Origin of the sequence: Streptomyces africanus (assembly GCF_030816955.1) — a bacterium.
Taxonomy (GTDB): Bacteria; Actinomycetota; Actinomycetes; order Streptomycetales; family Streptomycetaceae; genus Streptomyces; species Streptomyces africanus.
Genome location: NZ_JAUSYP010000001.1, coordinates 2,676,476 through 2,701,815 on the forward strand (window position 1 = coordinate 2,676,476; position 25,340 = coordinate 2,701,815).

25 protein-coding genes, 3 tRNA genes and 3 pseudogenes are annotated in these 25,340 nt (G+C 70.6%); 14 read left to right on the plus strand and 17 right to left on the minus strand.

What is annotated here, in order from left to right; translation table 11 throughout:
- The first annotated feature begins 88 nt into the window (after window positions 1-88).
- Entirely contained in the window at window positions 89-895 is an 807-nt protein-coding gene (locus tag QF034_RS12415; RefSeq protein ID WP_307175007.1) for an AfsR/SARP family transcriptional regulator, read from the plus strand.
- A gap of 332 nt (window positions 896-1,227) precedes the next feature.
- Here the strand turns inward: QF034_RS12415 and QF034_RS12420 are convergent, their stop codons facing one another.
- Both QF034_RS12420 and QF034_RS12425 read right to left on the minus strand, forming a co-directional pair.
- Window positions 1,228-2,055, minus strand: a complete 828-nt coding sequence (locus QF034_RS12420; protein WP_307175008.1) for a hypothetical protein — start codon at window positions 2,053-2,055, stop codon at window positions 1,228-1,230.
- A 5-nt stretch (window positions 2,056-2,060) separates the two neighbouring features.
- Window positions 2,061-2,486: a nuclear transport factor 2 family protein gene (locus QF034_RS12425; protein ID WP_307175009.1), complete on the minus strand. Its 426-nt coding sequence runs from the start codon at window positions 2,484-2,486 to the stop codon at window positions 2,061-2,063.
- A gap of 170 nt (window positions 2,487-2,656) precedes the next feature.
- On the opposite strand from QF034_RS12425, the gene QF034_RS12430 reads away from it, so the two are divergent.
- Complete coding sequence (locus QF034_RS12430) at window positions 2,657-3,442, plus strand: 3-oxoacyl-ACP reductase (RefSeq protein ID WP_307175010.1); 786 nt, start codon at window positions 2,657-2,659, stop codon at window positions 3,440-3,442.
- A 158-nt stretch (window positions 3,443-3,600) separates the two neighbouring features.
- On the opposite strand, the gene QF034_RS12435 is transcribed toward QF034_RS12430, so the two are convergent.
- The 4 genes from QF034_RS12435 to QF034_RS12450 all read right to left on the minus strand — a co-directional run bounded on the left by QF034_RS12435 (window position 3,601) and on the right by QF034_RS12450 (window position 7,433).
- Complete coding sequence (locus QF034_RS12435) at window positions 3,601-4,560, minus strand: aromatase/cyclase (RefSeq protein ID WP_307175011.1); 960 nt, start codon at window positions 4,558-4,560, stop codon at window positions 3,601-3,603.
- A gap of 104 nt (window positions 4,561-4,664) precedes the next feature.
- Window positions 4,665-4,922 carry an acyl carrier protein gene (locus tag QF034_RS12440; protein ID WP_307175012.1) on the minus strand — a complete coding sequence of 86 codons (258 nt, stop codon included), beginning with the start codon at window positions 4,920-4,922 and terminating at the stop codon, window positions 4,665-4,667.
- A gap of 28 nt (window positions 4,923-4,950) precedes the next feature.
- Window positions 4,951-6,168 carry a ketosynthase chain-length factor gene (locus tag QF034_RS12445; RefSeq protein WP_307175013.1) on the minus strand — a complete coding sequence of 406 codons (1,218 nt, stop codon included), beginning with the start codon at window positions 6,166-6,168 and terminating at the stop codon, window positions 4,951-4,953.
- The gene (locus QF034_RS12450) at window positions 6,165-7,433 is read right to left on the minus strand and encodes a beta-ketoacyl-[acyl-carrier-protein] synthase family protein (RefSeq protein WP_307175014.1); all 1,269 of its coding nucleotides are present in this window, start codon (window positions 7,431-7,433) and stop codon (window positions 6,165-6,167) included. Before QF034_RS12450 ends, QF034_RS12445 begins: the two co-directional genes overlap by 4 nt.
- Window positions 7,434-7,738: 305 nt before the next feature.
- Between QF034_RS12450 and QF034_RS12455 the strand changes: the two genes are divergently transcribed.
- Complete coding sequence (locus tag QF034_RS12455; RefSeq protein WP_307175015.1) at window positions 7,739-7,933, plus strand: DUF3311 domain-containing protein; 195 nt, start codon at window positions 7,739-7,741, stop codon at window positions 7,931-7,933.
- Window positions 7,930-9,567, plus strand: a complete 1,638-nt coding sequence (mctP, locus tag QF034_RS12460) for a monocarboxylate uptake permease MctP (RefSeq protein WP_307175016.1) — start codon at window positions 7,930-7,932, stop codon at window positions 9,565-9,567. Before QF034_RS12455 ends, mctP begins: the two co-directional genes overlap by 4 nt.
- A gap of 108 nt (window positions 9,568-9,675) precedes the next feature.
- Here mctP and QF034_RS12465 read toward each other — a convergent pair whose 3' ends face one another.
- The 6 genes from QF034_RS12465 to QF034_RS12490 form a co-directional block, all read right to left on the minus strand.
- Window positions 9,676-10,854 (minus strand): sensor histidine kinase, encoded by a 1,179-nt coding sequence (locus QF034_RS12465; RefSeq protein WP_307175017.1) that lies wholly within the window; start codon window positions 10,852-10,854, stop codon window positions 9,676-9,678.
- A 187-nt stretch (window positions 10,855-11,041) separates the two neighbouring features.
- Window positions 11,042-12,277, minus strand: coding sequence for an MFS transporter (locus QF034_RS12470; protein ID WP_307175018.1), 1,236 nt, complete (start codon window positions 12,275-12,277; stop codon window positions 11,042-11,044).
- A gap of 192 nt (window positions 12,278-12,469) precedes the next feature.
- Entirely contained in the window at window positions 12,470-13,528 is a 1,059-nt protein-coding gene (locus QF034_RS12475; RefSeq protein ID WP_307175019.1) for an aldo/keto reductase, read from the minus strand.
- A gap of 36 nt (window positions 13,529-13,564) precedes the next feature.
- Window positions 13,565-14,221 (minus strand): YczE/YyaS/YitT family protein, encoded by a 657-nt coding sequence (locus tag QF034_RS12480; RefSeq protein WP_307175020.1) that lies wholly within the window; start codon window positions 14,219-14,221, stop codon window positions 13,565-13,567.
- Window positions 14,222-14,307: 86 nt separating this feature from the next.
- Window positions 14,308-14,649, minus strand: coding sequence for a VOC family protein (locus QF034_RS12485; RefSeq protein ID WP_307175021.1), 342 nt, complete (start codon window positions 14,647-14,649; stop codon window positions 14,308-14,310).
- A gap of 42 nt (window positions 14,650-14,691) precedes the next feature.
- On the minus strand, window positions 14,692-15,081 hold the full coding sequence (locus QF034_RS12490) for a luciferase domain-containing protein (RefSeq protein WP_307175022.1): 390 nt from the start codon (window positions 15,079-15,081) through the stop codon (window positions 14,692-14,694).
- A gap of 195 nt (window positions 15,082-15,276) precedes the next feature.
- Between QF034_RS12490 and QF034_RS41470 the strand changes: the two are divergent.
- A pseudogene (locus tag QF034_RS41470) lies at window positions 15,277-15,468 on the plus strand (winged helix-turn-helix transcriptional regulator); the annotation flags it as partial.
- Window positions 15,469-15,532: 64 nt separating this feature from the next.
- Window positions 15,533-15,655 (plus strand): hypothetical protein, encoded by a 123-nt coding sequence (locus QF034_RS41475; protein ID WP_370880789.1) that lies wholly within the window; start codon window positions 15,533-15,535, stop codon window positions 15,653-15,655.
- Between the two features lie 75 nt (window positions 15,656-15,730).
- Here the strand turns inward: QF034_RS41475 and wrbA are convergent, their stop codons facing one another.
- Window positions 15,731-16,351, minus strand: coding sequence for an NAD(P)H:quinone oxidoreductase (gene wrbA / locus QF034_RS12500; RefSeq protein ID WP_307175023.1), 621 nt, complete (start codon window positions 16,349-16,351; stop codon window positions 15,731-15,733).
- A 193-nt stretch (window positions 16,352-16,544) separates the two neighbouring features.
- Between wrbA and QF034_RS12505 the strand changes: the two genes are divergently transcribed.
- Both QF034_RS12505 and QF034_RS12510 read left to right on the plus strand, forming a co-directional pair.
- Window positions 16,545-17,765, plus strand: coding sequence for an FAD-dependent oxidoreductase (locus QF034_RS12505; protein WP_307175024.1), 1,221 nt, complete (start codon window positions 16,545-16,547; stop codon window positions 17,763-17,765).
- A complete protein-coding gene (locus QF034_RS12510) occupies window positions 17,752-18,135 on the plus strand; it encodes a lipocalin-like domain-containing protein (protein ID WP_307175025.1) in 384 nt (127 codons plus the stop codon). Before QF034_RS12505 ends, QF034_RS12510 begins: the two co-directional genes overlap by 14 nt.
- 79 nt (window positions 18,136-18,214) lie before the next feature.
- On the opposite strand, the pseudogene QF034_RS12515 reads toward QF034_RS12510, so the two are convergent.
- Window positions 18,215-18,631, minus strand: a pseudogene (locus tag QF034_RS12515) (hypothetical protein); the annotation flags it as partial.
- 271 nt (window positions 18,632-18,902) lie between these two features.
- Between QF034_RS12515 and QF034_RS12520 the strand changes: the two are divergent.
- The 5 genes and pseudogenes from QF034_RS12520 to QF034_RS12540 form a co-directional block, all read left to right on the plus strand.
- The gene (locus tag QF034_RS12520; protein WP_307175026.1) at window positions 18,903-19,079 is read left to right on the plus strand and encodes a hypothetical protein; all 177 of its coding nucleotides are present in this window, start codon (window positions 18,903-18,905) and stop codon (window positions 19,077-19,079) included.
- An 81-nt stretch (window positions 19,080-19,160) separates the two neighbouring features.
- The gene (locus tag QF034_RS12525) at window positions 19,161-19,376 is read left to right on the plus strand and encodes a type II toxin-antitoxin system VapB family antitoxin (RefSeq protein WP_189883028.1); all 216 of its coding nucleotides are present in this window, start codon (window positions 19,161-19,163) and stop codon (window positions 19,374-19,376) included.
- Window positions 19,373-19,786, plus strand: coding sequence for a PIN domain nuclease (locus tag QF034_RS12530; RefSeq protein ID WP_307175027.1), 414 nt, complete (start codon window positions 19,373-19,375; stop codon window positions 19,784-19,786). Before QF034_RS12525 ends, QF034_RS12530 begins: the two co-directional genes overlap by 4 nt.
- Window positions 19,787-20,485: 699 nt before the next feature.
- Window positions 20,486-23,668, plus strand: a complete 3,183-nt coding sequence (locus QF034_RS12535) for an NPCBM/NEW2 domain-containing protein (RefSeq protein WP_307175028.1) — start codon at window positions 20,486-20,488, stop codon at window positions 23,666-23,668.
- Window positions 23,669-24,042: 374 nt separating this feature from the next.
- Window positions 24,043-24,201 (plus strand): annotated as a pseudogene (locus QF034_RS12540) (AhpC/TSA family protein); the annotation flags it as partial.
- 108 nt (window positions 24,202-24,309) lie between these two features.
- On the opposite strand, the gene QF034_RS12545 reads toward QF034_RS12540, so the two are convergent.
- The 3 genes from QF034_RS12545 to QF034_RS12555 form a co-directional block, all read right to left on the minus strand.
- Window positions 24,310-24,383, minus strand: a tRNA-Ile gene (locus tag QF034_RS12545).
- Between the two features lie 188 nt (window positions 24,384-24,571).
- A tRNA-Asn gene (locus QF034_RS12550) sits at window positions 24,572-24,644 on the minus strand.
- A gap of 5 nt (window positions 24,645-24,649) precedes the next feature.
- A tRNA-Asn gene (locus QF034_RS12555) sits at window positions 24,650-24,722 on the minus strand.
- Between the two features lie 160 nt (window positions 24,723-24,882).
- On the opposite strand from QF034_RS12555, the gene QF034_RS12560 reads away from it, so the two are divergent.
- A complete protein-coding gene (locus tag QF034_RS12560; RefSeq protein WP_086560002.1) occupies window positions 24,883-25,188 on the plus strand; it encodes a YtxH domain-containing protein in 306 nt (101 codons plus the stop codon).
- Window positions 25,189-25,340 lie beyond the last annotated feature (152 nt).

Consider the following 25,340-nt stretch of genomic DNA (forward strand, 5'->3'; position numbering starts at 1 on the left):
CCGGGCGGGGGCCGCGTATGAAAAATTCATACGCACACATGTCCGGTTCCACTGGTCCGGCGCGGTCCCGGATCGACATGCTCATGCTATGGAATTCAACGTTCTGGGACCACTCGAAGCACGCGTACGCGACACCTCGATCGTACCGACGGCTGGAAAACCTAGGCAGGTCCTGTCCCTGCTGGCCTTACGGGCCGGCCGGGTCGTGCAGGTCGAGTCGCTGATGGCCGAGGTGTGGGGCGAGGCGATCCCCCGCAGCGCCGCGACCACGCTCCAGACCTACATTCTGAAGCTGCGCCGCAATCTGAACGCGGCCGGGATCGAGGCGACCGGCCGCACCGCCAAGGACGTTCTGGAGACCTGCTACGGAGGCTACCGGCTCGCCGCCGACGAGTTCTCCTGCGACCTCGCGGACTTCCAGCGGCTCGTCCGCTCGGGCGGCCGCGCGCTGGACGAGGACGATCCGCGGGTGGCGGCCGGTCACCTGCGTCGTGCGCTCGACCTGTGGCGCGGCCCCGCCCTCGTCGACGTCCCGCTCGGGGAGGTCCTCGGCATGGAGGTCATCGGCATGCGGGAAGAGCGTGCGCGGGCGCTGGAGATGCGCCTCGACGCCGATCTCCGGCTCGGCCGGCACACCGAACTCGTCGCCGAACTGCGCATGCTCGTCGCCGAGCACCCGCTGCACGAGACCCACTGCGCGCAGCTGATGACCGCCCTGTACCGGGCCGGATACGCCTGGCGCGCGCTCGACGCCTTCCAGAACCTGCGCCAGGCACTGGTCGAGGAGCTCGGAGTGGAGCCCTCCCCCCGGCTCCAGCGGCTGCACCAGGCGATCCTGGCCAACGACGTCAGGCTGGAGACCCCGTCCTTCACCCCGTACGTGCTCACCGCCTAGACCAGTGCCGCGTCAGCCAAGGTTCGCCCCGTCGCGACGCCCGGCACGCTCCCCCACTGCCTTAAGGGCGTGGGAGGTACCCCCACTCGCCGCACCGGCCGAAAGCCCAAGTACATCCAGTACGAGGGCTTCCGGCCGGCACTCCCCCAGCCTCCGGCCGGGGGGACCCCCAGAGCACGCTCCCCCACGACGCCGCTCCTTGACGGGCAACCTTGGCTGACGCGGCACTAGACCCGCCGCGGACGATCTCGAACGGCCACCCGGCGGCAGGGCCCCAGGCATGCCCCGCCGCCGGGCCGCACACGGCCCGGTCACCTCGGACCGTGCGGCTCTCACCCGCCGACCGGCTCACACACCCACCGGCGATCCGGCCGGCGTCCCCCACCGGCCACCACGCCGGACGCGCGACAGTACTCCACCGCCTGGGGGAACACCGCGGCGCTGAATTCGGCGTCGGAACCGGCCGGCGCCCGGTCGAGGCGCACCACCAGCCGGGACAGCGCTCCCCGCAGGCGGGTACGGTCGGCGAGCAACCGCCCGCGGCGCAGGGTGCGGCGCCGCCAGCCGTCCAGGCAGGCGGCTGCCGCGGTCAGCAGCGCGTAACGGTCCGCGCGGGCCCAGTCCCCGGCACCGGACTCGTCCGCCGTCCGGGCGCACTCGGCGATCAGCTCCTGGCGCTCCAGTTCCAGGTCGGCCAGCAGCGTGCGCAGCTCCGCCGGCAGGGCCGCGGGCCGTACGGGCGTGAGGGGCCGGGAGAGCCGGTCCTCACCGCGCGGCAACCGGGCGAGCCGGGTGGTGACGGCCGCCGGCCGCCCGGTCTGGTCACCGTGCCACATCGCGTCACCGAGCAGCGCGGCCCGCCGCCGGTACTCCCGGATCGCCCGGGTCCGGGGACCGGGGCCGGGGTCCACCCACGGGGTGAGCCCGTCGACTGCCTCCAGGAGCAACCGCGGCACGAGGAAGCCCGCCCCGGCGGACGCGCTGTCCCCTTCGGCGCTCAGCAGCCGGTCGCACACCCACAGGTCCAGGTAGGCGGCTCCGGCCGCCGCCCTGGCCGGGCGTGGCAGCGGCCGGTGCGCGGCGGACAGGAGAGCCGAGCGCAGCGCGGCGTCGGCGTGGGCCAGCAGCTGGTCCGGAGCGAGCGGTGCCCTCCTGTTCACGGGGGTCACACCAATTGGTCGTAGCTGACGGTACGGGAGCGCAGCAGGATCTCGCCGTCCGTGACGTCGATGACGTCGTGGACGACGGTGCTGGGCCAGATGTCCGGCTTCTCGCCGGGCCGTACCCGCACGATCAGCGCGTAGACGGTGGAACGGATGCCGCCGTCCTCCCCCGGTTCGAGAACGATCTGGTTGAAGTAGTGGCGGCGCTGGGTGGGGTCGTCCTCGTACTTCTTCAAGAACGAGCGCAGTTCGGCGAGGATCGCATCGCGGCCCACCGCGGCGGGTACGCCGGGGCTGTGCTGGAAGCTGCCGTCCTTGGTGAACGTGCCGGCGTACTCCTCGAGCCGCCCGTCGTCCAGCGCCTGCATCTGCCGCGCGTAGAAGTGCTGCACCTGTGCGTAGAGCTCACTGGTCACGGTCGCCGTCATGTTGAACCTCCGGGAAAGCGGGGTGGGCCGTTGCCGCGGGGCCACGCTGCCCGGGCCGCCTCGAACCGCCCTCGAGCGCGGCGCGGCACGGTCCAGGCGCGTTCCACCGCCGCGCGAGGTGGTCTGCCCAGGCTCGTCGGGACTGCTCATCCACTGAATCGGGAGAAGATATGACGGAGACGGTGAAGCCGACTGCTCTGGTCACCGGAGCGACGAGCGGCATCGGTCTGGCGATCGTCAGGCGGCTCGCCCGGCTCGGAGCCCGTGTCTACCTGTGCGCCCGCCACCAGGACCAGGTGGCGGCCACCGTCAAGGAACTGACGGACGAGGGATACGAGGTGGACGGCACGACGTGCGACGTCGCCGACCCGGCTCAGATCAGGGCGTTCGTGCGGGCGGCGGTCGACCGCTTCGGGCCCGTGGACATCCTCGTCAACAACGCCGGCCGCAGTGGCGGCGGTGCGACGGCCGACCTCGCGGACGAGCTGTGGTTCGACGTGATCAACACCAATCTCAACAGTGTCTTCCTGATGACCAAGGAAGTGCTCAACACCGGTGGCATGCTCGCGAACAAGCGGGGCCGCGTCATCAACATCGCGTCGACCGGCGGCAAGCAGGGCGTCGTGCACGCCGCCCCGTACTCGGCGTCCAAGCACGGTGTCGTGGGCTTCACCAAGGCACTCGGTCTGGAACTGGCCCGCAGCGGCATCACGGTGAACGCGGTGTGTCCGGGCTTCGTCGAGACGCCGATGGCGGAACGGGTGCGCGAGCACTACGCGGGCATCTGGGGCGTCACCGAGCAGGAGGCGCACGACCGCATCACGACCCGCGTGCCGATGGGCCGTTACGTGGAGACGCGTGAGGTGGCCGCCATGGTCGAGTACCTGGTCGGTGACGACGCGGCCGCCGTCACCGCGCAGGCCCTCAACGTCTGCGGCGGGCTCGGCAACTACTGACCGTGCCCCAGCGGGCGTACGGCAAGACGTGCGGGCGGGCAGGGTGATCCTGCCCGCCCGCACGTCTTCTCCCGGCGTGGCCGGGTGGTGGGGGATCCGCCCGGCCACGCCCGCCCCCGCGACCGTGCCGCGGGGGCGGGCGGCGGTCGGTCCGGCGGTCAGGGCGTGGGCACGGTCCCCGGCTCCTCGGCGTGCGCGGCCGCGTGCGTCATCGTCGTCATGCTGTTGCGGCCCAGGGCGTCGCGTACGAAGCGGCGCGCGTCCGCCAGGGTCGCCCCCTCGCCGACGATCTCGTTGACCGCCGACGGGTCGATCGCCACCGTGTGCCGGGCCGTGGCCACCGGCCCGTCGGGGCCGTCGGTGAAGGTCCACAGGCCGCTGTGCCCGGTCAGCAGCCGCGGCAGCACATGCTGCTTGTACGCGATCCACGAGGGCGCCCGGCATATCCGCACGGAACGCGTGGTGTGCGCCGAGCCTTCCGCGGTGACGGTGTCCATCTCCAGGTGCTGCACCCCGGGTACGTCCTCGGAGAGGCGCACCCGGCTGACGTGCGGCAGCCGCTCGGCCCAGAGGTCCGCCCGGTTGACGAAGTCGTACGCGGCCTCGGGACTGTTGCGCAGGGGGACGACGTCCGTGAAGGAGAACACGACGTCCTCCACCGGGTGGCCGAGCTCGGCGACCCGGGCGAGGGCCGCGAGTTCCTCCCCGCTGTTGTGGTCCAGGGCCGCGAGAATGCCCGCGACCGCGTCCGGGGCGTCGTCGGCGACGCTGAAGCGGTGCCGCAGCACCACCTCGGTACGGCCGTCGGGCAGGGGCCGAAAGAGCCAGCCGCCCCCCATCGACGTCAGGGGCGCGAAGGGGCGTTCCTGGCGGAAGCTCACGTACAGCCGCGCGGGGTCCAGCAGCCGCCGCGAGGTCCAGTGGGCGACGTTGCCGTTGACCTGGGCCCAGATCTCGAACGTCTCGCCGTTCTCGGAGCGTTCGAGGTGCTGGACGTGGACGCTCGGCCCGAAGACGGCGGGCCACAGCGTGACGTCGGCGACCAGACCGTACAGTGCCCGCGCCGGCGCGGAAACGACGCGGGTGTGCTCGGTGCGGTGGAGGACGGGTGTTGCCATGAAGATCTCCTCGGCTGGGGGGTGTGCGCGGCGTGAACGGTGCGGGGCCCGCATCCCGGGGGTGAGGAGACGCGGGCCCCGGAGGAACCGGCTGCGGCGGCCGATCAGGCGGCTGCCGCCGACACGGCGTTCACGAGGTCCAGCAGCGCGCGGGGCGTCTCCGCCTCGCCGACCGCCTCGTCGGACAGGTCGATGCCGTACTCCTGCTTGATCTTCGCGGCGGTCTCCATCAGGGCGAGGGAGTCGTACCCGAGGTCGTCGAACCCGAGGTCGAGGATGTCGCCGCTGAGGTCGGTGCCGTCGTCCGCACCGGCGGACTCGACGAGGATGCGCCGCAGGTCGTCGAGGGTGAACTGAGTCATGGGTGTGCCTTCCTGTGGTGGGTGACTGTCAGGCGTCGTGACGGGTGACGACGATCGCCGAGTTGAAGCCCCAGCGGCCGCGGGCCAGGACCAGCGCCGCCGACACCGGCTTGGTGCGCGGTTCACCGGTCACGAGGTCGATGCCGTACTCGTCGGGGACCAGCTCGGTTCCTCCGCTCGCCGGGATGACACCGTCACGGATCGACAGCAGGGCGGTGGCCAGGTCGGTGGGACCACCACCGGCGTACATGCGGCCGGTGAGCGCCTTGGGCGCGGTCACCGCTACGCCGCGCGGACCGAACACCGTGCGCAGGGCCTCGGCCTCGGCCCGGTCGAGGTCGGGCAGGCCCGCCGCGTCGGCGAACACCACGTCGATGTCCGCGGGGGCGAGGTGCGCGTCGGCCAGGGCGGCCTCGATGGCCCGGCGCAGGGCCGGTTCGCGGCCGGAGCCCGGCCTCGGGTCGAACGTCGAGGCGTATCCGGCGATCTCGCCGTAGATCTTCGGCGCGCCCCGCTGCCGAGCGCCGGCGGAGTCCTCGGCGACGAGGATGGCTCCGCCCTCGCCCGGCGCGTAGCCGTCGGCCCGCACGTCGAACGGAAGGTAGGCCACGGCCGGGTCGGTGGCCGTGGTGACCCGGCCGCCCGCGAGCTGGGAGACCCAGCCCCAGGGATCCAGCGCCGAGTCCACGCCGCCGCACACGACGAGCCGGGTGCCACGCCGCACGGTGCGCCGCGCGTGGCCGACGGCGTCCAGGCCGCCGGCCTGCTCGCCCACCAGTGCGGCGCTGGGCCCGCGCAGCTTGTGACGGATGGAGATCTGCCCGGTGTTGACGGCGTAGAACCAGGCGAACGACTCGTAGACGGAGACGAACTCCGAGCCCTGGGACCAGAGTTTACTGAACTCGCGGTGGGTGAACTCGAAGCCGCCCAGGGCGTTGGACGTGACGGTGCCCATGTCGTAGTCGGGCAGGGTGGTCTCGTCGACGCCCGCGTCCGCGAGCGCCCACGCCGCCACGGCCAGCGCGTACCGGGTCGACACGTCGGTCTGCGGCAGCAGCCGGCTCGGCAGGTGATCTCCGGCCACGAAGTCGGTGATCTGCCCGGCCAGGCGGGAGGGGTACTTCGAGGTGTCGAAGCCGGTGAGTTCCCCGATTCCGCTGTGGCCCGCCAGGGTGGCCTTCCAAAACGCCTCGATGCCCAGGCCGTTGGGCGTCAGCGCGCCGATGCCGGTGATGACGGTGCTCATGCGGAGACCACCTCCGGTCGGTGCAGGACCATCGCGCTCTGGAAGCCGCCGAAGCCGCTGCCGACGGTCAGGACGGTGTCGACGCGCTGCTCACGCGCCGCGAGGGGCACGTAGTCGAGGTCGCATTCGGGGTCCGGTGTGTGCAGGTTGGCCGTCGGCGGCACGACGTTGTGCTCGATGGCCAGCAGGGAGGCGGCGATCTCGACCGAGCCGATGGCACCCAGCGAGTGGCCCACCATGGACTTGATGGAGCTGACGGGCACGTTGTAGGCGTGGTCTCCCAGACTGCGCTTGAACGCGGCCGTCTCGTGCCGGTCGTTCTGCTTGGTGCCGGAACCGTGGGCGTTGATGTAGTCGACGGCGGTACCGTCCAGACGGGCCTCGTCGAGGGAGGCCCGGATCGCCTCGGCCATCTCCCGGCCGTCCTTCCTCAGGCCCGTCATGTGATGGGCGTTGCAGCGGGTGGCGTAGCCGCCGACCTCGGCGTAGATGTGCGCGCCGCGCTTCCTCGCCGTTTCGTAGTCCTCCAGGACGAACATGGCCGCCCCTTCGGCCAGCACGAAGCCGTTGCGGGTGCCGTCGAAGGGCCTGGAGGCGTGCTCTGGATCGTCGTTGCGCGGAGTGGTTGCCTTGATCGCGTCGAAGCAGGCGACGACGATCGGGGAGATGGGGGTGTCCGTGGCCCCGGCGACGACGATGTCGGCCGTGCCTTCGCGGATCAGCTGGACACCGTAGCCCACCGAGTCCAGGCCCGAGGTGCAGCCGTCCGACACCATCGTCACCGGCCCCTCGGCACCCACCTCCCAGGCCACTTCCGCGGGCATGACGCCGGGACTGAGGTAGTCGAACATGTGGGCCGACAGATAGGTGGGGTCGACCTCCCACTCCCGGCCGGCGTCCGAGAGCACCAGGTACTCGTTCTCCAGGCTGGTCGCCGAGGCGACCGCGCTGCCCAGACTCACGCCGATGCGGTGCGGGTCCGCCGCGTTCACGTCGAGCCCGCTGTCCGCGAGGGCCTCGCGGGTGCAGGCCACGGCGAACTGCGTCGCCCGGTCCATGTGGCGGATCTGGCGGGGGCTGAGCCCCTCGGCCTGGGCGTCGAAGTCGACCTCCCCGGCGATCCGGGAACGGAAGGAGGACGCGTCGAAGAAGGAGATGCTCCGCGTCGCGGTACGACCCTGTGACAGCAGGTCCCAGAACGCCTTTGTTCCGTTCCCGCCGGGAGCCCGTACGCCGATGCCGGTGATGACCACGCGTCGGGTCATGTCAGGCCCGCGTTCGTAGAGGACATGGCTGCTGCGTTCCTTTCGCCTCGGGCAGAACCGAAGTTACGATCCGGCACGCTGCGGCCGACGGCTCGAGTGCCGCTAGAGCGTCGCTGACGGGCGGGCCCCGCCCCCGCGAGAGGAGTCCGGCGTCGCGGCGGGACCTCACCGGCGCGCGACCGCGGCTCGAGGCGCCCGCATATTCTGGGCGGGGACCGACAAGTGATCGAGGAGCCGTGGTGCACTTACACCGAAGACGGGCACAGGCCGGGGAAGACGGAGGGGCCCGGTATCACGGACGGTCCGTGCACGCGGAGTCCAGCCGCTGGCACTGGCTGCTCGCCCTGCCCGTGGTGCTGCCGCTGCTCACCTTCCTCTACGACTCCGAGGAACCGGCCCTCTTCGGCATACCGTTCTTCTACTGGGTGCAACTGCTCTTCTGCGTCCTGAGCTCGGCGACCGTCACGCTCGTCTACCTGCTGTCCCGGAGCGGGAGATGAGTGACCGCGCCACGCAGCTGTCCGCCTTCGTCCTGGTGTTGGTACTCATCAGCGTCCTGGGGTTCTCGGCGGTGCGCTGGCGCCGAGCGGGCGAGCTGAGCAGCCTCGACGAATGGGGGCTCGGGGGGCGCCGCTTCGGCACCTGGACCACCTGGTTCCTCATCGGCGGTGACCTGTACACGGCGTATACCTTCGTCGCGGTGCCCGCCATAGTGTTCGGCTCCGGGGCGCTGGGCTTCTTCGCGCTGCCCTACACCGTGATCCTCTACCCGTTGGTGTACCTCACGGTCGTACGGCTCTGGTCCGTTTCGCGGGCCCTCGGACTGGTCACCCCCGCCGACTTCGTGCGTGTGCGCTACGGATCCCGCGCGCTGGCCTGTCTGGTCGCCGTGACCGGTCTCGCCGCCACGGTTCCCTACCTCGCCCTGCAGTTGGCGGGCATCAGTTCCGTGCTGAGCACCATGGGCATCACCGGCCACGGCGCGATCACCGTGGCCTTCGCCGTGGTGGCCGCGTACACCTACCGCTCCGGGATGCGTGCCCCCGCCGTCATCGCCATCGTCAAGGACGTGCTCATCACCGGCCTGGTGATCGTATCGTTGCTGTGGATACCCAGCCGGCTGGGCGGCTGGGACCACGTCTTCGACACGGCGCGGGCCGGCTTCGCCGCGTCACCGCAGTCCTCCGACGGGATCCTGCTGCACGGTGACGACCACCTCCAGTACGTCACCCTGGCACTCGGCTCCGCGCTGGCCCTGTTCCTCTATCCCCACATGACGACCAGTCTGCTCGCCGCCGCCGACCGCAACACGGTGAAGCGGACCCTGGCGGCCCTGCCGGCCTACAGTCTGCTGCTCGGCCTGATCGCGCTCTTCGGCTACCTGGCCCTCGCCGCGGGCGTCACCCCGCTGCCCGACGCGAGCGGGCAGCCCGACCCGACCACGGTCGTGCCGCTGTTGTTCCAGGGCATGTTCCCCCCCTGGCTCGCCGGGATCGCCTTCGCGGCCCTCGGGATCGCGGCCCTGGTACCGGCGGCCGTGATGTCCATCGCGGCGGGCAACCTCGTCACCCGCAACCTCTACCGCGAGTACGTCAATCCCCTTGCCACGGACGCCCAGGAGGCCCGGGTCTCCAAGGTGGCCTCCCTGTTCTCCAAGGCCGGCGCGCTCGCCCTCGTGGTCGTGGCCGACCCGCAGTTGTCCGTCGGACTCCAACTGGCCGGCGGCGTCCTCGTCCTGCAGACCCTGCCCGCCATCGCCCTGGGGTTGTACACGCGCTGGTTCCATCGCTTCGGCCTCGTCGCGGGCCTTGTCGCCGGCCTCGCCGCAGGGCTCGTCATGCTCTACCTCATCGACGACCCGGCCCACGGGCGGGCGCACTTCGCGGCTTCGGCGTTCCCGCTCGCCGACCTCGGGCTGCCCACCGGGGCCACCGTCTACGCCGGTCTGCTCGCCCTGATCGTCAACCTCGTGGTGGCGGGGCTCGTCACCGCACTCTTGCGTGCCCGGGGGGTGCCGGACGGGCCGGACATCACCTCACCGGACGACTACCTCTCCGACCCCGGCAGACGGATGGGCGTCAGGGGCCCCCGCAGCGACACCGACCCGCCCGTCGGCAGCCGGAAGTCCGTCTGAACGAACGCCACGGCCCCGCACACGCCTTGGTGTGCGGGGCCGTGGCCACTCGGCGCGAGCCGGATCGAGGCGGCGGGTGTGGTGTCGGTGCCGAGACCGACGCCGGTGTCACACGACCGGGCACCGGGCGCACAGCTGGAACCGGTCGCCGTCGTGCGACCAGGTCAGCGTGCCACCGACGGCCGCGACGCGTTCGGTCAGGCTGCGCAGGCCGGTCCCCGTGCCCTCCCCGCCGTGCGCCCCGTATCCGTCGTTGGACATGTGCAGCGTCAGCTCCCCGGCGCCGCGCCGCACCGTGATACGGCAGGACCGGGCGTCGCTGTGTCTGAGGAGGTTGGTGGTGCCCTCCCTGAGCACGGAGGCCAACGCGTCCTGCACGTCCGGGTCCAGGACCGGCGGGACCGTCCCCTTCACCACGGTCCTGATCTCGGCCGCGGCCAAGACCCTCTGCACGGACGCCAGTTCGACCGCGAGAGACAGTCGCTGGGCGCCGGCCGACAGCGCGCGGATCTCGGCCAGTGCCTGACGCGTCAGGCGGGCCAGTTCGGCGGCCTCCGGCACGGTGGCCCCCCGCTCCTGGGTGAGCCGCCGGTTGAGCAGATCCGCCTGAACCACGACGGCCGACAGGCTGTAGCCCACCAGATCGTGCAGGTCGCGCCGGAGGCGCTGGCGTTCCTGCTGCAGCCGCCTGCGTTCCGCCCGCACTCCCGTCCGGCTGGCCGCCATGGCTTTCGTGACGCGCCGCAGCGCGCCCGCGCCGACCGCCGAGACGACCGTGGACAGGGCCACGTACGCGAGTTCCAGCGGAGGCAGGACCCACACGAGAACGGCCGCCAGCGCGGCGAGGCCCACCTGCCGGCCGCGCGGGGGGCGCAGCCCCGTCGACGCCGGCCACGCGCACAGCACCGCTGCCGCGACGGCCAGCCAGCTCATCCCCGAATCCACGTCCTGGAGGGGATGCACGGCCACCGCCGCCGCGAACACGAGCTGTACGGCGAGGACGACGGCCGCGCCGATCGGGGCCGGCCACATCAGGGCGGTGCCCGCCGGCCCGCCGGGCGGAGCGGCGGGCGCCACCCGGGCGTCACGGGCCGTTGTCGCCTCGGGGACGTGCGGCCCCCTCGGGTGGAGATGCCCGCACGACCTTGCCGGCCGTGGGCTCGGGACCTTGACGCTGACGGTGCGGCGGAGCACCGGGGTGTCGCGCGCCACCGTGTGGTCGAGGGCGGCGCCTTCGGGGAGGGCCGGGAAGCCGGGGATCAGACCATCGTTGTCGGAGGGTGCCATGGGGTTCTCCCGCAAGTCCGAGAAATGGGCGTGAGGTCTTCTGCCATGGTTCGAGCGCCGAGGTGGCCTGGTGGTGTCCGCGTGTGGGCCGGCGGTGTCCGACCGGGTCGACGGCATGGTTCCGGCTCCGGAACCGGGCTGGGGGGCCTGGGTTCCGGAGCCGGGGTCGAGAGGGTGCGGCGCGGTGTCAGGCGCGCCGTCCCCCGGAGGAGTCGGCCGTGGCGTCCTTTGCCGCGGCCGGCTCGGCGCCGGGTGCCGGCCGCGAGGTGTCACGCATGCCGCTCAGCGCGAGCAGCACGAGCAGCGAGAGACCGGCCGCCATGAGGAAACCGGACGTGATCGAGGTGGCCCCGATCACCGGTCCGAGGATGAGGGGTGAGAAGAACTGACCGGCGAAGTTGGCCGTGCCGGACAGCGAGGTGGCCTGGCCGCGGAGTTCGGCCGGAGCGGCCTCGCCCACCAGGACGGTCAGCGCGGGGAAGGCGATGCCTTGACCGATGCCGAACAGGACGGGAGCGACGATGACCAGCCACGGCTGGTCGACCAGCCCCAGCAGGACGAAAGCGGCCACCCAGGTCGCGGCGGCGGTGCGCAGCAGCGCCGGATACCCGGCGGCGGCGCGGAGCTTGGCGTACACCAGTCCGACCAGGCTCATGGCCGCCATCATCGCGACGGTGTAGAGGGAGACGAGGAACGGGGACACGATGTCGATCTGGGCGAGTCGCTGCGGCAGGAAGACCACGACGCCGTACAGCAGCACGGCCGCTGCCGCCTGGAGGGCGTAGTAGCCGATGAGCGCCGGCCGGGTACGCAGCAGCGGCAGCAGCCCCCCGTTCTTGCCGGTCGGAGCGGGCCGGTCGTTGGGCAGGGTGAGGAGCGCGGCCAGCGCGATGGGGACACCGACCAGGTAGACGCCGAACGGGGCGTGCCAGGACAGGCCGCCGAGGGCGCCGCCGATCAGCGGCCAGACCACGCCGCCCACACTGGTGGCGGTGGAGCGCCAGCCCATGACCCGGTCGCGCTGGGGGCCCTGGTAGAGACTGAGCATGGCCACGGTCGTTCCGCTGAAGACCGCCGCCGCGCCGATACCGAACACGAGCCGGCTGGCGATCAGCAGGGCGTAGCCGTCGGTGAACAGACCGGCCGCGCCCGCCACCGCGTAGAGCACGAGTCCGCCGGCGAGCGGGCCGCGGACGCCCCAGCGGTCGATCAGCCGGCCCACGATCGGGCTGGTCACGGCGATGGCGAGGCCGTGTGCGGTAATGATGAGTCCGGCGGCGGTGCCGCTCACGTCGAGGTCGCCGCGGATGACCTCCAGGACGGGGGTGATGATCGAGCCGGCCATGACGGCGAGCGTGGAGGCGAACAGCAGCACCGGGAGCGCGGCCCGGGCCTGCCTGGCCGGTGGTGACTCGTCGGACAAGGGGACCTCCAGGGTCGGTGGGGGGGCCACGGGGGTTCGGGTCGTATGGTGCCGGTGCCGCTCCCGCAGACGGCCCGTGCGGCCCGTGGGAGCGGTGGCGCGGGATGGGTCACTCGGGCGGGGTGCCCGTGGATCTCGCGGGCGGCCGGCCACGCGCCGAGCGGCATCGCCCGGCGGGCCGATGACCGCCCGTCAGGGGTGGACGGGCCCGGCGTCGGGCACGTGATCCCGCAGGGCCCGTGAGATCTCCTGCCGGTCGTCCTCGCCGAGCCGGAGGGCCGCAGCCGCCGCCCAGTCGGCGCTCTGCCCCGGCTTGCGTGCGCCGATGATCGCTCCGGTCACGCCGGGCCAGGCCAGTACCCAGGCGATCGCTACGGCCGCGGTGGTGACAGCATGCCGCGCCGCGACCTCGCCGAGGGCCTCGGTGACAGCGAGGTTGTGGTGCAGACCGGTGGTGAAGTCGGGAGCCTGGCGCCGCCAGTCGGTCTCGCGGAGGGCGGCCACCCGCTCGGCGGAGAACGCGCCGGAGAGCAGTCCGGATTTCAGCACCTGGTACACGATCGCGCCGGCGCCGGTGTCCGCGCACCACGCGAGGATGTCGGCGGTGCCGCGGTCCAGTGCCGAGAACGGGGGCTGTACCGCGTCGACGGGGGCGATGGCCGCCGCCCGCTCGAGTTCGTCCACGCTGTGGTTGGACAGGCCGATGGCACGGACCTTCCCCTCACGTCTGAGGTCGGCCATGGTCTGCCAGTACTCCTCCAGTGGGGTGCTCAGGTCCGGGGCGCCGGGGTCGTCGGTGACCGGGCCCCAGGCGAGCAGCTTTCCGTCGCCGGGCCAGTGCACCTGGTACAGGTCGATGTGGTCCACGCCGAGGCGGCGCAGCGACCCCTCCAGTTCCGTGCGGACACTGGCCGGCGTCATCACCTTGCGCAGCCCGCGCTCGTCGGGGACGACGCCGCACTTGGTGAAGACGTACGGGCGCTCGTGCGGACTCAGGGCGGCCAGAGCTCGGCCGATGACCTCCTCGGAGTGGCCCAGGCCGTAGGCGGCGGCGGTGTCGATCCAGTTGACGCCGGAGGCGACGGCCTCTCGTATGGTCGCGATGGAGTCGGTGTCGTCCTGTGGTCCCCAGTCCGTACTGCCGAGGGACCAGGCGCCGAGTCCGACGCGGGAGAGGGTCATGCCGGTGTCACCGAGCGGCACGCGGGACGCGGCGAGCGCGGAGCCGGGAGGAGCGGAAGACGTGGTCACTGTGGTCCTTCCATCACTGTCTGCGGGGTTCGCTGTTCAGGAGCGCTGAGGGGCTGGTGCGGGCGTGGGGAAGGAGGCCGCGACCGTCAGTCCCCGGTTCTCCATGCCCAGCAGGCGCTGGTTGAGGATCATGAACGGCTGGATGAGGCCGTCGACGAAGACGAGGAAGCACAGGGTCCCGACCCCGACCGGCCCTCCGAGGAGGTACCCCAGCACGAGGAGGACGGCCTCCACGGAGGCCTTGGCCACCCAGAACGGCCAGCGCCACCGGCCTGTCATGGTCAGGACAATCAAATCCATGGCCCGAATGCCGGTCCCGCTCATGATGATGAGGGCCGAGCCGTAGGCGCACAGGACGACGCCGAGGGCCAGTTGGGCCGGTGCGGGAATCACGGAGGTGTCGGCGAGCCGCATCAGGTCGATCAGGCTGCCGCACAGGAAGAAGGTGACGAACGGCGAGACGACCGGGCGGCGCCGGTTCCACACCGACCAGATCGCGATGCAGACGACCGCCACGGAGGCCTGGGCGATGCCGATCGTGATGGGCAGGTGCTCCAGCATGCCGAGTGCGAGGGTGTCCAGGGGGTCCACGCCGTACGAGGAATGAATGAACAGGGTCGCGCCCGCTGCGAAGACGGCGCATCCGGACAGATAGGTGCCGAGCCGCTGCGCCCGGACGCGGGAGAGTGCCATGGTCGAGAGATCCTTCGGTCGGAAGAGCCGCTGGGGCGAAGGAGCCTGCCGCCGGACGGGAGCGTCCGGCGGCAGGAGGACGGGGGTCAGCCGTTGCTGAACGCGATGGTGTTGCCGTCGGGGTCGGTGAGGTAGAAGTGCTTGCCGCCCGGGTGTTCGTCGATCGGCGTGGGCTCGCCGCCCCTCTTGAGCAGGTCGGTGCGGGCGGCCTCCAGATCGGCACCGGCGAAGCCGGGCACGAACGGCTTCACCGCGTCATTCCAGAGCACGAGTTCGCCCCCGGCACCGGTGTGGAAGGCGGAGAAGGTCTCGCCGGAGGCCTTGGGCTCCAGGCCGAGGGTGTCGCGGTAGAACTCCGTCATGGCGGGCAGGTTGTCGGTCCTGATGACGAGGACGCTGAACTTGCCGAAGGCGGCGGAGACGCTCATGCGCGGTTGTCCTTTCGGAACGTCGGGTGTGATGAGGTGGGTTCAGGGAAAGACGGGCAGGCCACGGGCGAACGCGTAGCTCTGCTCGACCAGTTGCCAGACGATGTCCAGCTCATGGGAGTCGCGCGGGCCGTAGACCATCACGGCGCTGTGCGGCAGCAACCCTCGGCGCACCAGCGGGTGGGACTCCGCCCAGCCCGCCTCGATGGCGTCCGCCGCGCACTCGAAGGGCAGCATGGCGTGCAGGCTGCTGTCGTCCACGGAGTGCAGGTGCGCGAACTCGGTGCCGGCGAAGAAAGCGGAGTCGGGGCCATCGGCGAGGGCGGGAGCGAGGTGCAGGGCCCGCGACCGGGGCAACGACACATGGCTGCGCCCGACAACAACTCCGTCCAGCTTCGCCATCCGGCGCCACAGCTCCTGATGCAGCTCCATCGGACCTGTCTGACTGAGCTGCGCGTGCACGGTGCGACCGGTCTCAGGCCGCTCTCCCGGACGTCGGGGCAGGACCATGTACGTGGCCATGGCGTCTCCTTTCCGCAGCGCCCCCATTGGGGAGGACGCGGAAAGGACGCTACTCTTCTAAAGATAGTAATTACCTAGAGGATAGCGGCTGTTGAGGAAGGAAGCATGAACGCGAATCAGCCACGGGCGACGCGCGGACCCGAGTCCGGCCCCTGCCCCATCACCCCGGTCATCGACCTGGTGTTCGGCCGGTGGACCACTCCGGTGCTCTGGGTACTCAACCACCACGGGAGGCTGCGTTTCACGGAGTTGCAGAAGCTGCTGCCGACTTGCACACCCAAGGTGCTCACCCAGCGCCTGCGGCAGATGGAACGCGACGGACTGGTGACGCGCACGTACTTCGCCGAGGTGCCGCCGCGGGGTGGAGTACGAGTCGACGGAACTGGCGCGGACCCTCATCCCGGTGTTCAACGCCCTCGCGGAGTGGTCCGAGCAGCACATGACCGAGGTCCTGGCCGCCCGGGCGGCGAACCAGGACGTGTGAGCGCCGCGGGCGGACGCCGACGCGCCCGCCCCGGAGGTGTGAGACCTCCGGGGCGGGCGCGTCGGCTGTGATCGGTCAGAGTGCCGCCAGGCCCGCCTTCACCGCGCCGGCGATGCGCACCACGCGCTCGGCCTGGATCCGGGCGGCGCCGCGGGCCACGTCGTCGACCGGCACCGAGCCGTTGCCGTCCACGTGCGAGGTGCCGTACGGGTTGCCGTCCACCCACTTGCCCTGGTCAACGAAGCCGGGGGCGACGACGATGCCGCCGAAGTGGTGGAAGGAGTTGTACAGGGCGAGCAGCGTGGACTCCTGACCGCCGTGCTGTGTCGCGGACGACGTGAACCCGCTGTACACCTTGTCGGAGAGCTGGCCGCGCATCCACAGCGGACCGAGCGTGTCGATGAACTGCTTCAGCTGCGACGAGACGTTGCCGAAGCGGGTCGGGCTGCCGAAGATCACCGCGTCCGCCCAGGCGATGTCGTCCGGGACCGCCACGGGCACGTCCGCCGTCTGCTGGTGATGTGCGGCCCAGGTGGGGTTGGCGTCGATGGCTTCCTGCGGAGCCAGCTCGGCCACCTTCCGCAGGCGCACCTCGGCACCCGACTTCTCGGCCGCCTCCGCGATCTCCTTCGCGATGGCGGTGCCCACTCCGGTCGAGGAGTAGTAGATGACCGCCAGCCTGGTGGCGTTGCTCATGATGTCTGTCTCCGATCGTTACACGGTGGCTTGATGACCCCGAGCGCGTGCCGCCGAAACTACTATGCAAGGCATAGCGATTACCTAGAGGAAAGTGGCTATCTCCGGCGGCAGTTGCTGCGTCACCCGCTCCACCCGGGCTCAAGGAGTCCCAGGCACCTTCGCCGCCTCGGCGTCAGGGAAGGAGCGTGCGGTGAGAGTCGAACAGACCGACGTGTGCGTGGTCGGAGGAGGGCCCGGCGGGCTCATGGCCGGCCTGCTGCTGGCCCGGCAGGGCGTACGGGTGACCGTCCTGGAGAAGCACCCCGACTTTCTTCGGGACTTCCGCGGCGACACGGTCCACCCCTCGACCCTGCGCGTCATGGACGAACTGGGTCTGGTGGACGACTTCCTGAAGCTCCCCCACGCCGAGGCGCCGGCCATGACGATGGACACCGCCACCGGGCCGTGCGTCTTCGCCGACTTCAGCCGCTTGCCCGGCCGGTTCCGGTTCATGGCGTTCATGCCGCAGTGGGACGTGCTCAACTTCCTGGCCGAGGCCGGCCGCGCCTGCCCCGGTTTCCGGCTGGAGCAGAGCGCCGAAGTGACCGGCCTGACCCGGGAGAACGACCGGGTCACCGGGGTCGTGGCCGAAACCGAGGACGGTCCGCTCGAAGTACGGGCGAAGCTGGTCATCGGCGCCGACGGGCGACGCTCCGTCGTGCGCACCGCCGCAGCCCTGCCCCTGGCGGGCGACGCGGCCCCCATGGACGCACTGTGGTTCCGGCTGAGCAGGCAGGACGGGGAGACCGTACCCACGATCAAGGCCCGCGCCGGATATCTGGTCGTGGCCATCAACCGCCAGACCTACTGGCAGGCCGTCCAGATGATCCCCAAGGGCCGGTACGAAGCGGTGCGCGCCACGGGGATCGAGCAGTTCCGCTCCGGCGTCCGCCGGGCCCATCCGGGCTTCGCCGCGCGGCTCGAGGAAGAGATCCGCGACTGGGACGACGTCAAGCTGCTCGACGTACGGATCGACCGGTTGCGCCGCTGGTACGCGCCCGGTCTGCTGTGCATCGGGGACGCGGCCCACGCCATGTCACCGGCAGGCGGGGTCGGCATCAACCTGGCGGTGCAGGACGCCGTCGCCGCGGCGCGGATACTCGGGCCGGTGCTGCGCGCCGGCCGCGTACCCGGGACGACACACCTGCGGGCCGTTCAGCGGCGCCGCGAACTGCCCATGCGGGTGATCCAGCTCATGCAGCTGCACCTGCTGGGAGACCTCTATCCCAGCACCCACCGCAAGAGCACCGACCGGCCGCTCGTGGTCCGCCTCAACCGGCTCCTGCCGTTCCTGCCGCATCTGATGGCCCGGCTGATCGCCATCGGCGTGCGCCCCGAGACCGTGGGGGAGGCCGCGGGTGTCCGGAACTGAACTGCTGGGCCGGTGGCGGCTCGTCTCCTACTACGACGAGGACGACCAGGGGCACCCGAGTGAGGGCCCGCTCGGCCCCGAGCCCTACGGACTGCTGTACTACGCGGACGACTACATGTCGGTGAACATGGCGCGCCGAAACCCCATCCCCGGAGCCGTCAACTACATGGGATACGCGGGCACTTGGCGTCGGACCGCCCCGGACACCGTCGTCCACGCCATCGAGGTGTGCTCCAATCCCGCCTGGGCGGGTACCGAGCAGACCCGGACCCTTTCGCTCGGCGGCGACGTCCTGACTCTGCGCGGGCACGCCATGGTCGACGGCCGCGTGCAGCAGCGGGTGCTGACCTGGAAGCGAGCGGCCGACTGAGATGCGGCGTGCCGCACCGGTACGGAACCCCGGACGGCAGGTGAGGGAGCCCGAAGGCCTCGGCCGTCCCCTCTCATTGAGCCGTCAGTGACATCGAGCCGACCGCGATGACGGGCCCCGCCAGGCGGCGCAGCCGGGGCAAGGCGTCCATCGCGGCCAGGCACGCGGTGATCACCAGGATCGCCACACCGGTGTTGCCCACGATGGACAGGGTCGCCTCGCTGTGCGGGGAGGCGACCAGCATCCCGGCAGGAGTGTCGCCGAAGATGCCACCGCTGCCGGGCGGTGCGGACGACATGGACGACATGCCCGGTCCCCCTGCGGCTTCCCGGACGGCTTCGGCGGCACCGGGCACGAGACGCAGCGCCAGCCAGGAGCCGCCACAGCCGGTGACGGCGAGGGCGACGCCGGTGAGGGCGAGGCGTATCCGGACAGCCGTGGCGGCCAGGTCGCAGCGGACGACGGCCATACCGGCGATGACGAACGGAACCCAGGTGGCGCTGACCCGCCTCGACCACAGGGCCGCCGAGATCCCTCAACTCACCCGACCGGCCAGCAGATCGCTGGTCAGATCGTTTCTTCCCGCGTAGTGCGAAGTGGGGCGGGTGGGACTCGAACCCACGGCCGACGGATTATGAGTCCTTTTCGGATCTTCCGCTTGCGGCCGGATCCTGCCCCGATCTTCCCATTTCAGCAGGTCAGCGGCGTGCAACCCTTCGGACCTGCGCGTGGCCTTCCTGGTCCTTCAGGATCCTTCCGTCCACTGCGTGTCCACTACGGGCCCCGAGGGCTCCGAGGGCTCCGAGGGCTCCGAGGGCTCCGAGGGCTCCGAGGGCTCCGGCCATGATCTTGGCGGTGGTCTCGCGGGTGAGCTTCCGGCCGAGGCGTGTGCGGGCGGCACTTCGCTGCCGGGCCTCATCCCTTCCGGAGGCGTCCGGCTGTGAAGCCCGCCGTGGAGCCCGCCGACTCCTTATACCATGGATCAGGTATACTGATATACGCCATCGTATACACAGGGAGTCGCCGTGAGCCGAACTGTCATCGACCTCGACGACGAGGCACTGGAAGCCGCCGCCAGGGAACTCGGCACCACCACCAAGCGCGACACGATCAACACCGCCCTGCGCGAGGTCACCGCTCGCTACCGGCGCCTGCGCGCACTCGAAGACGCCCGGCAACTGGTGGCCGACGGAGCCCTGGACATCGACATCCTCCTGGACAAGAGCCAGTACCGGCCGTGACCGTCGCCGACTACCTCATCGACACCTCCGCCCTCGCCCGCGTCCTTCTCGCCCAGAACACGGCCGAGTGGGACGACAGGATCGCTGCCGGCCTCGTCGCGATCTGCGACATCACGGAACTCGAGGTCCTCTGCTCCGCCCGCTCTTCCGCGGACCGCGCACGACTGAAGGCGGCACTCGACGCCCACTACGTGTGGTGTCCGATGCCGGACGGCATCTATCGCCGCTCCCGCGTGGTCCAGGAGCAGCTCACCGCGAAGGGCGAACACCTCAGCGCGGGCCCGGTCGACCTCCTAGTCGCAGCCGCCGCCGAAGAAGCGGGCCTCACCCTGCTCCACTGCGACCGCGACTTCGAAACCATCGCCCGGACCACGGGACAGCCGGTACGCACCATCGACCTCAGACAGTGATCCTTTTCCAACCTCACATTGAGGCGTGGTAAGGGACGAGGACGGCCTCGACGATCGCGGTGACGCGGTTGGCTCTGCGGCAGCCTCACCAAGCGCAGCCACGATCATGGACGTCACCGGCACCGCCACTTCAAAAAGGAGCGACTGAATGTAGACGTGTCCCTCCAGGGATGCGTCTGCCATCTCCTGCGGTGTGCCTGCCACGAGCAAACTGGCGAAGGGCTCGGGAATGTGCGCGCCCGTCTTGCCGCATCCACAGCGCAAGGAAGCCCGGTCCACACGCTCGGCCTGAATCAAAGACGGCCTGACGGTGATGTCTGCACCCCTCGTGCCTTGCGTTCGCCGCTCATGGACACCGTACAGACGCGTCATCTGTTGTCCCACTCACCGGGGTGCATGTACCAGGCGCCCGGTTCGACGTCCTCTGGTGTCAGGCACGTCTGACAGACCTGGCACCCGCCAGACGTACGACGGCAAGACGATCTGGGCCGAACAGGCCCTCCGCACGGCCTGAAGCACCGTGCAATTTTCTGTTGAATTCTGTCCGGAACATTGCCCGACCGCGTGGGCTCCTGTAGCACGGTGTGCGGAGTTGTTCCCTCCGCCACCCCTGTAACACCGGGAGCAAGTATGTCCCAGTCCACACGGAGCCGTGTACCCAGACTGGGCGCCGTGGTCCTCACCGCACTTGCGCTACTGATGTCCCCCACGGCGAAGGCCGGGGCCGCCGACACGGCCACCACCGCCACCACCGCCACGGTGGACGACTCCGTCCAGGGAAGCGGCCGGGACCAGTTCGACTACCACGGCTCCGGCTGGGGCCACGCGAGCGGAGAGGGCGCACCCGCCAACCCCTACGAGGGCACCAACAGTTGGACCGAGACCACCGGCGACTCGGTCGACTTCTCCTTCACCGGCACCCAGCTCACCTTCCACGCGATCACCGACCCCGGCCACGGCATCGGCGCCGTCTCCATCGACGGCGGCACGCCCGTCGACGTCGACCTCTACAGCGCCGCCCGCACCGGCGACGTCCCCGTGTGGACCAGTCCCACGCTGCCCGACGGCCCGCACACCTTCACGCTCACGTCGACTGGCCGGAAGAACGGGGCCTCCAGTGGCACCGCGGTGACCGTCGACCGGATCGACTTCGTCGGTGAGGCACCCGTTCCGGGCAAGACCGACGTCACCGTGGACGGAGCCGGCACCGGCCGCACCTTCGACGGCATCGGCGCCATCAGCGGCGGCGGAGGCAACTCACGGCTGCTCATCAACTACCCCGAGCCGCAGCGCAGCCGGATCCTGGACTACCTCTTCAAGCCGGGCTACGGCGCCGCCCTGCAGATGCTCAAGGTGGAGATCGGCGGCGACACCAACTCCACCGACGGGGCCGAGCCCAGCATCGAGCACACCAAGGGAACCGTGCACTGCGACAGCGGCTACGAGTGGTGGCTGATGGAGCAGGCCAGGAAGCGCAACCCGCACATCAAGCTGTACGGCCTCGCCTGGGGCGCCCCCGGCTGGATCGGCAATACGGACAACTCCCCCGGCGGCGACTTCTGGTCCCAGGACATGATCGACTACCTGACCACCTGGCTGGGCTGCGCCCGCCAACACGGCCTGGACATCGACTACCTGGGCGGCTGGAACGAACGCGGCTACGACATCGGCTGGTACGAGAAGCTGCACGCGACGCTCGCCGCCAAGCACCTCCCGATACAGATCGTCGGGGCCGACTCGGGCCTGGACGTCGCGGACGACATCGCCTCCGACCCGGACTTCGCCAAGTCGGTCGACGTCGTCGGCGTCCACTACCCGTGCGAGGGCGGCGACGGCGGCAGCGCCAACACCTGCAACAGCTCGGCCACCGCCCAGGCCACCGGCAAACCCCTGTGGGCCAGCGAGAACGGCTCCCTGGACGAGAACACCGGCGCCGGCGCCCTGATCCGCTCCATCACCCGCGGCTACCTCGACGGCAAGTTCACCGCGTATCTCAACTGGCCGCTGCTGGCCGCGATCTACCCCAACCTGCCGTACGACACGGTCGGCCTCGCGGTGGCGAACCAGCCGTGGTCGGGTGCGTACGACATCGGAACCAGCCTCTGGACGACGGCCCAGGTCACCCAAGTCACCCAGCCCGGCTGGAAGTTCGTCGACAAGGCGAGCGGCTACCTCGGTGGGGACCGCGTCAACGGCAGCTACGTCACCCTGAAGTCGCCGGACAACTCGGCGTACAGCACCATCCTGGAGACCTCCACCGCGAGCGCCTCCCAGACCGCCGACTTCACGGTCACCGGCGGACTGCCGACCGGCAAGGTGCACATCTGGGCCACCGACCTCAAGTCCGGCAGCACCTCCGGCTCTTTCGTGCACACCGGTGACGTGGCCCCCAAGGACGGGCACTTCGCCGTCACCCTCAAGCCCGGTTACGTCTACTCCCTGACCACCACCACCGGCCAGGGCAAGGGCAGCGCCGTCAGCCCGAAGCAGGGCCACCTCGCACTCCCCTACAGCGACTCCTTCGAGCAGAACGCCCCCGGGCGGGAGGCGAAGTACCTGTCCGACATGCAGGGTTCCTTCGAGACCGCGCCGTGCAAGGGCGGGCACTCCGGCCAGTGTGTCCGGCAGATGGCCGCGCAGCAGCCCATCGAGTGGCAGGACGACAGCGACGCGTTCGCCCTCCTCGGTGACACCGACTGGAAGAACTACACCGTCAGTTCGGACGTCTACCTGGAGCAGTCCGGCACGGTCGAACTCATGGGCCGGGCGGGCGACCAGCAGCGGCCACAGTCCCACCAGGCGGGCTACTTCCTGCGGGTCGCCGACACCGGCAAGTGGTCGGTGGTCAAGAGCGACACCAGCGGCCGGCTGGCCACCCTCGCCGACGGCACCACCCGGGCACTCGGCACCCGCAGCTGGCACAAACGGGCCCTGGGTTTCAGCGGCACCACGATCACCGTGAGCGTCGACGGCAAGCCGGTCGGCGCGGTGGACGACTCCGCGTACGCCTCCGGGCAGGTCGGCATCGGCGTGGTCGGCTACCAGACCGACGAGTTCGACAACCTCAGCATCACCCCCGTGAAGCAGGCCGCCGAAGCCCCGGCCACCCTCGCCGCTGACCTGCCGGCGACCATCAACCGGGGTGAGTCGGCGACCCTGAAGACCACCTTCACCGTCCCGGCGTCGGGCGACACGGCCACCGGCCTCACCCTGCGGCCCGGCGCCCCGGACGGCTGGACGGTCGCCGCCACCACACCGACGACCTTCTCGAAGGTCACCCCGGGCCACTCGGTCACGGCGAGCTGGACCGTCACCGCCCCCACGGCCGCCGCGACCCCCGTGTCCGTCACCTTCTCACCGCTCGCCACCTACGTCCGCGGCGGCGTGCAGCACTGGACGTACGGCACCGCGAAGACCGAGGTGCCGATCCCGCCGCCCACCGGGAGCCCCTACCTGAGCGACCTGTCGTTCGTCTCCAGCAGCAACGGCTGGGGCCCGGTGGAACGCGACTCCTCCAACGGTGAGCAGGCGGCAGGAGACGGACTGCCGATCACGATCCGCGGCACCGTCCACGCCAAGGGGCTGGGCACCCACACCGACAGCGACGTGGCGTTCTTCCTCGGCGGCAACTGCAGCCGGTTCACCGCCACCGTCGGCATCGACGACGAGGTCGCCCCGTACGGCTCGGTCACCTTCTCCGTGACCGCGGACGGCCGGGCGCTGACCACGACCCCCGTCCTCACCGGCACCTCACAGCCCCTGCCCCTGGACCTCGACGTCACCGGTGCCCAGCAACTGCACCTCGTGATCGCGGACGGCGGCGACGGCAACGCCCATGACCACGCGGACTGGGCCGACGCCCGGCTCGACTGCGCGGGGTAGGGCGGGGCAGCACGGTGTCCTCGTACGGGACCCCGTCCGTCTGCCTGCTCTTGTCGATCGCTTGCCGAGTGTGCGGATACTCGGCAAGCGATCCGACGTATCGCCGTCCGAACCCTTCACCCTTCTTCCGAACCCAGCGGAGCTCCCCCTTGACCGACCGCGCCGTACGCCGACGCCGTCAAGCTTTGTTCCTTCTGTTCTTCTTCCTGGCATCGCCCTGTCGTCCTGGGTCACGCGCACCCACGGCGGTCACCAGTGCCGCGTGCATCGCCTCGCGCAGCTCCCGGTAGTGCTGGTCCAGGACGCCGCGCACCTCCGGATCACTGGTCTCGGCCCCAGCGTGCGCGTTGGCCTGCTCACCGACGGCCACTTCGCTCCAGCGCGTCCACGACGGCCACCCGCGCACCCTCCCGCTACCCGCCACCTACGTCATCGACCGCTATGGAGTGATCCGCTGGGCCTTCGTCGGCACTGACTACACCACCCGCGCCGAACCGGCCGACATCCTCGGCGCCCTCGACACAATGAGCTGATCGCCGGGCAGCGGAGTTGAACTCACGAGCAGCGGATTCAGCCCCGCGACCCAATGCCCTGATCCCCGCCCCTGATGTGACGTTTCCGCAGGTCAGAGGCCTGAAAGGTGGGGCGGGTGGGACTCGAACCCACGGCCGACGGATTATGAGTCCGCTGCTCTAACCGGCTGAGCTACCGCCCCATAGCGGCGTGTCGCGTACATGTGTGCGCGCCGTCTGCCGCAGCATAGCCGCTCATACGATCTCCTGCTTCGGCTGGGCGGCTGCGCACGGCCTTCGTGACCATGAGGACTGCGACCAGCGCCGCGCGGTTCCCAGGAGATCGGAACGGACATGAAAAAGGACCCCTGAGGGGTCCTCGTTCAGCGTGCTCCCCCGACTGGACTCGAACCAGTAACCTGCCGGTTAACAGCCGGCTGCTCTGCCAATTGAGCTACGGAGGACCGAGCTCCCCGGACTGGACTCGAACCAGTAACCTGCCGGTTAACAGCCGGCTGCTCTGCCAATTGAGCTACCGAGGAAGGTCTCGTTGTGCATCGAACGTACCTACCTGGGTATTCGCCAGGAGGCGCGCGCTCGCTGCGACACATACATTAGCGCAAGCAGGGGGGTGCTTCGCCAATCGGTACTCCCCGGCGCCGACGCCGCACCGGAGACCTACGCAAGGAAAGGGTGGCCGCCATGCGTTACCGGCTCACGTTCGTCGCCGGAGTCGTCCTGGGTTACGTGCTGGGCACGAGGGCCGGCCGCGAGCGCTACGAACAGCTGAAGAAGTCGGCCCGTCAGTTCGCGCAGAACCCCGCCGTCCGCAACACCGCTGAGTCGGCGGCCCACCAGGGCCGTGAGTTCGCGGGCAAGGCGTACCACGTGGTGAGCGACAAGGTCGGCGACCGCGTCCCCGACTCGGTGGCCGACCGCGTCCGCCACCTCAAGGAGCGGGCCACCCACAACGGCGGCGAGGACGACTGGGGCACGAGCAACACGTAACAGTTCCTTCTCAGGCGCCGAGCGGGCCCATGCCCGCAAGGGGCGCGGGGAACTGCGCGACCAGCCACGACGAGGCCCGCAGACGAAACCCGGCACGAGCCCCCACGGCGCCCACGGCCCAAGCCAGCGCAGCGGTACGGCAGAATTTTGGC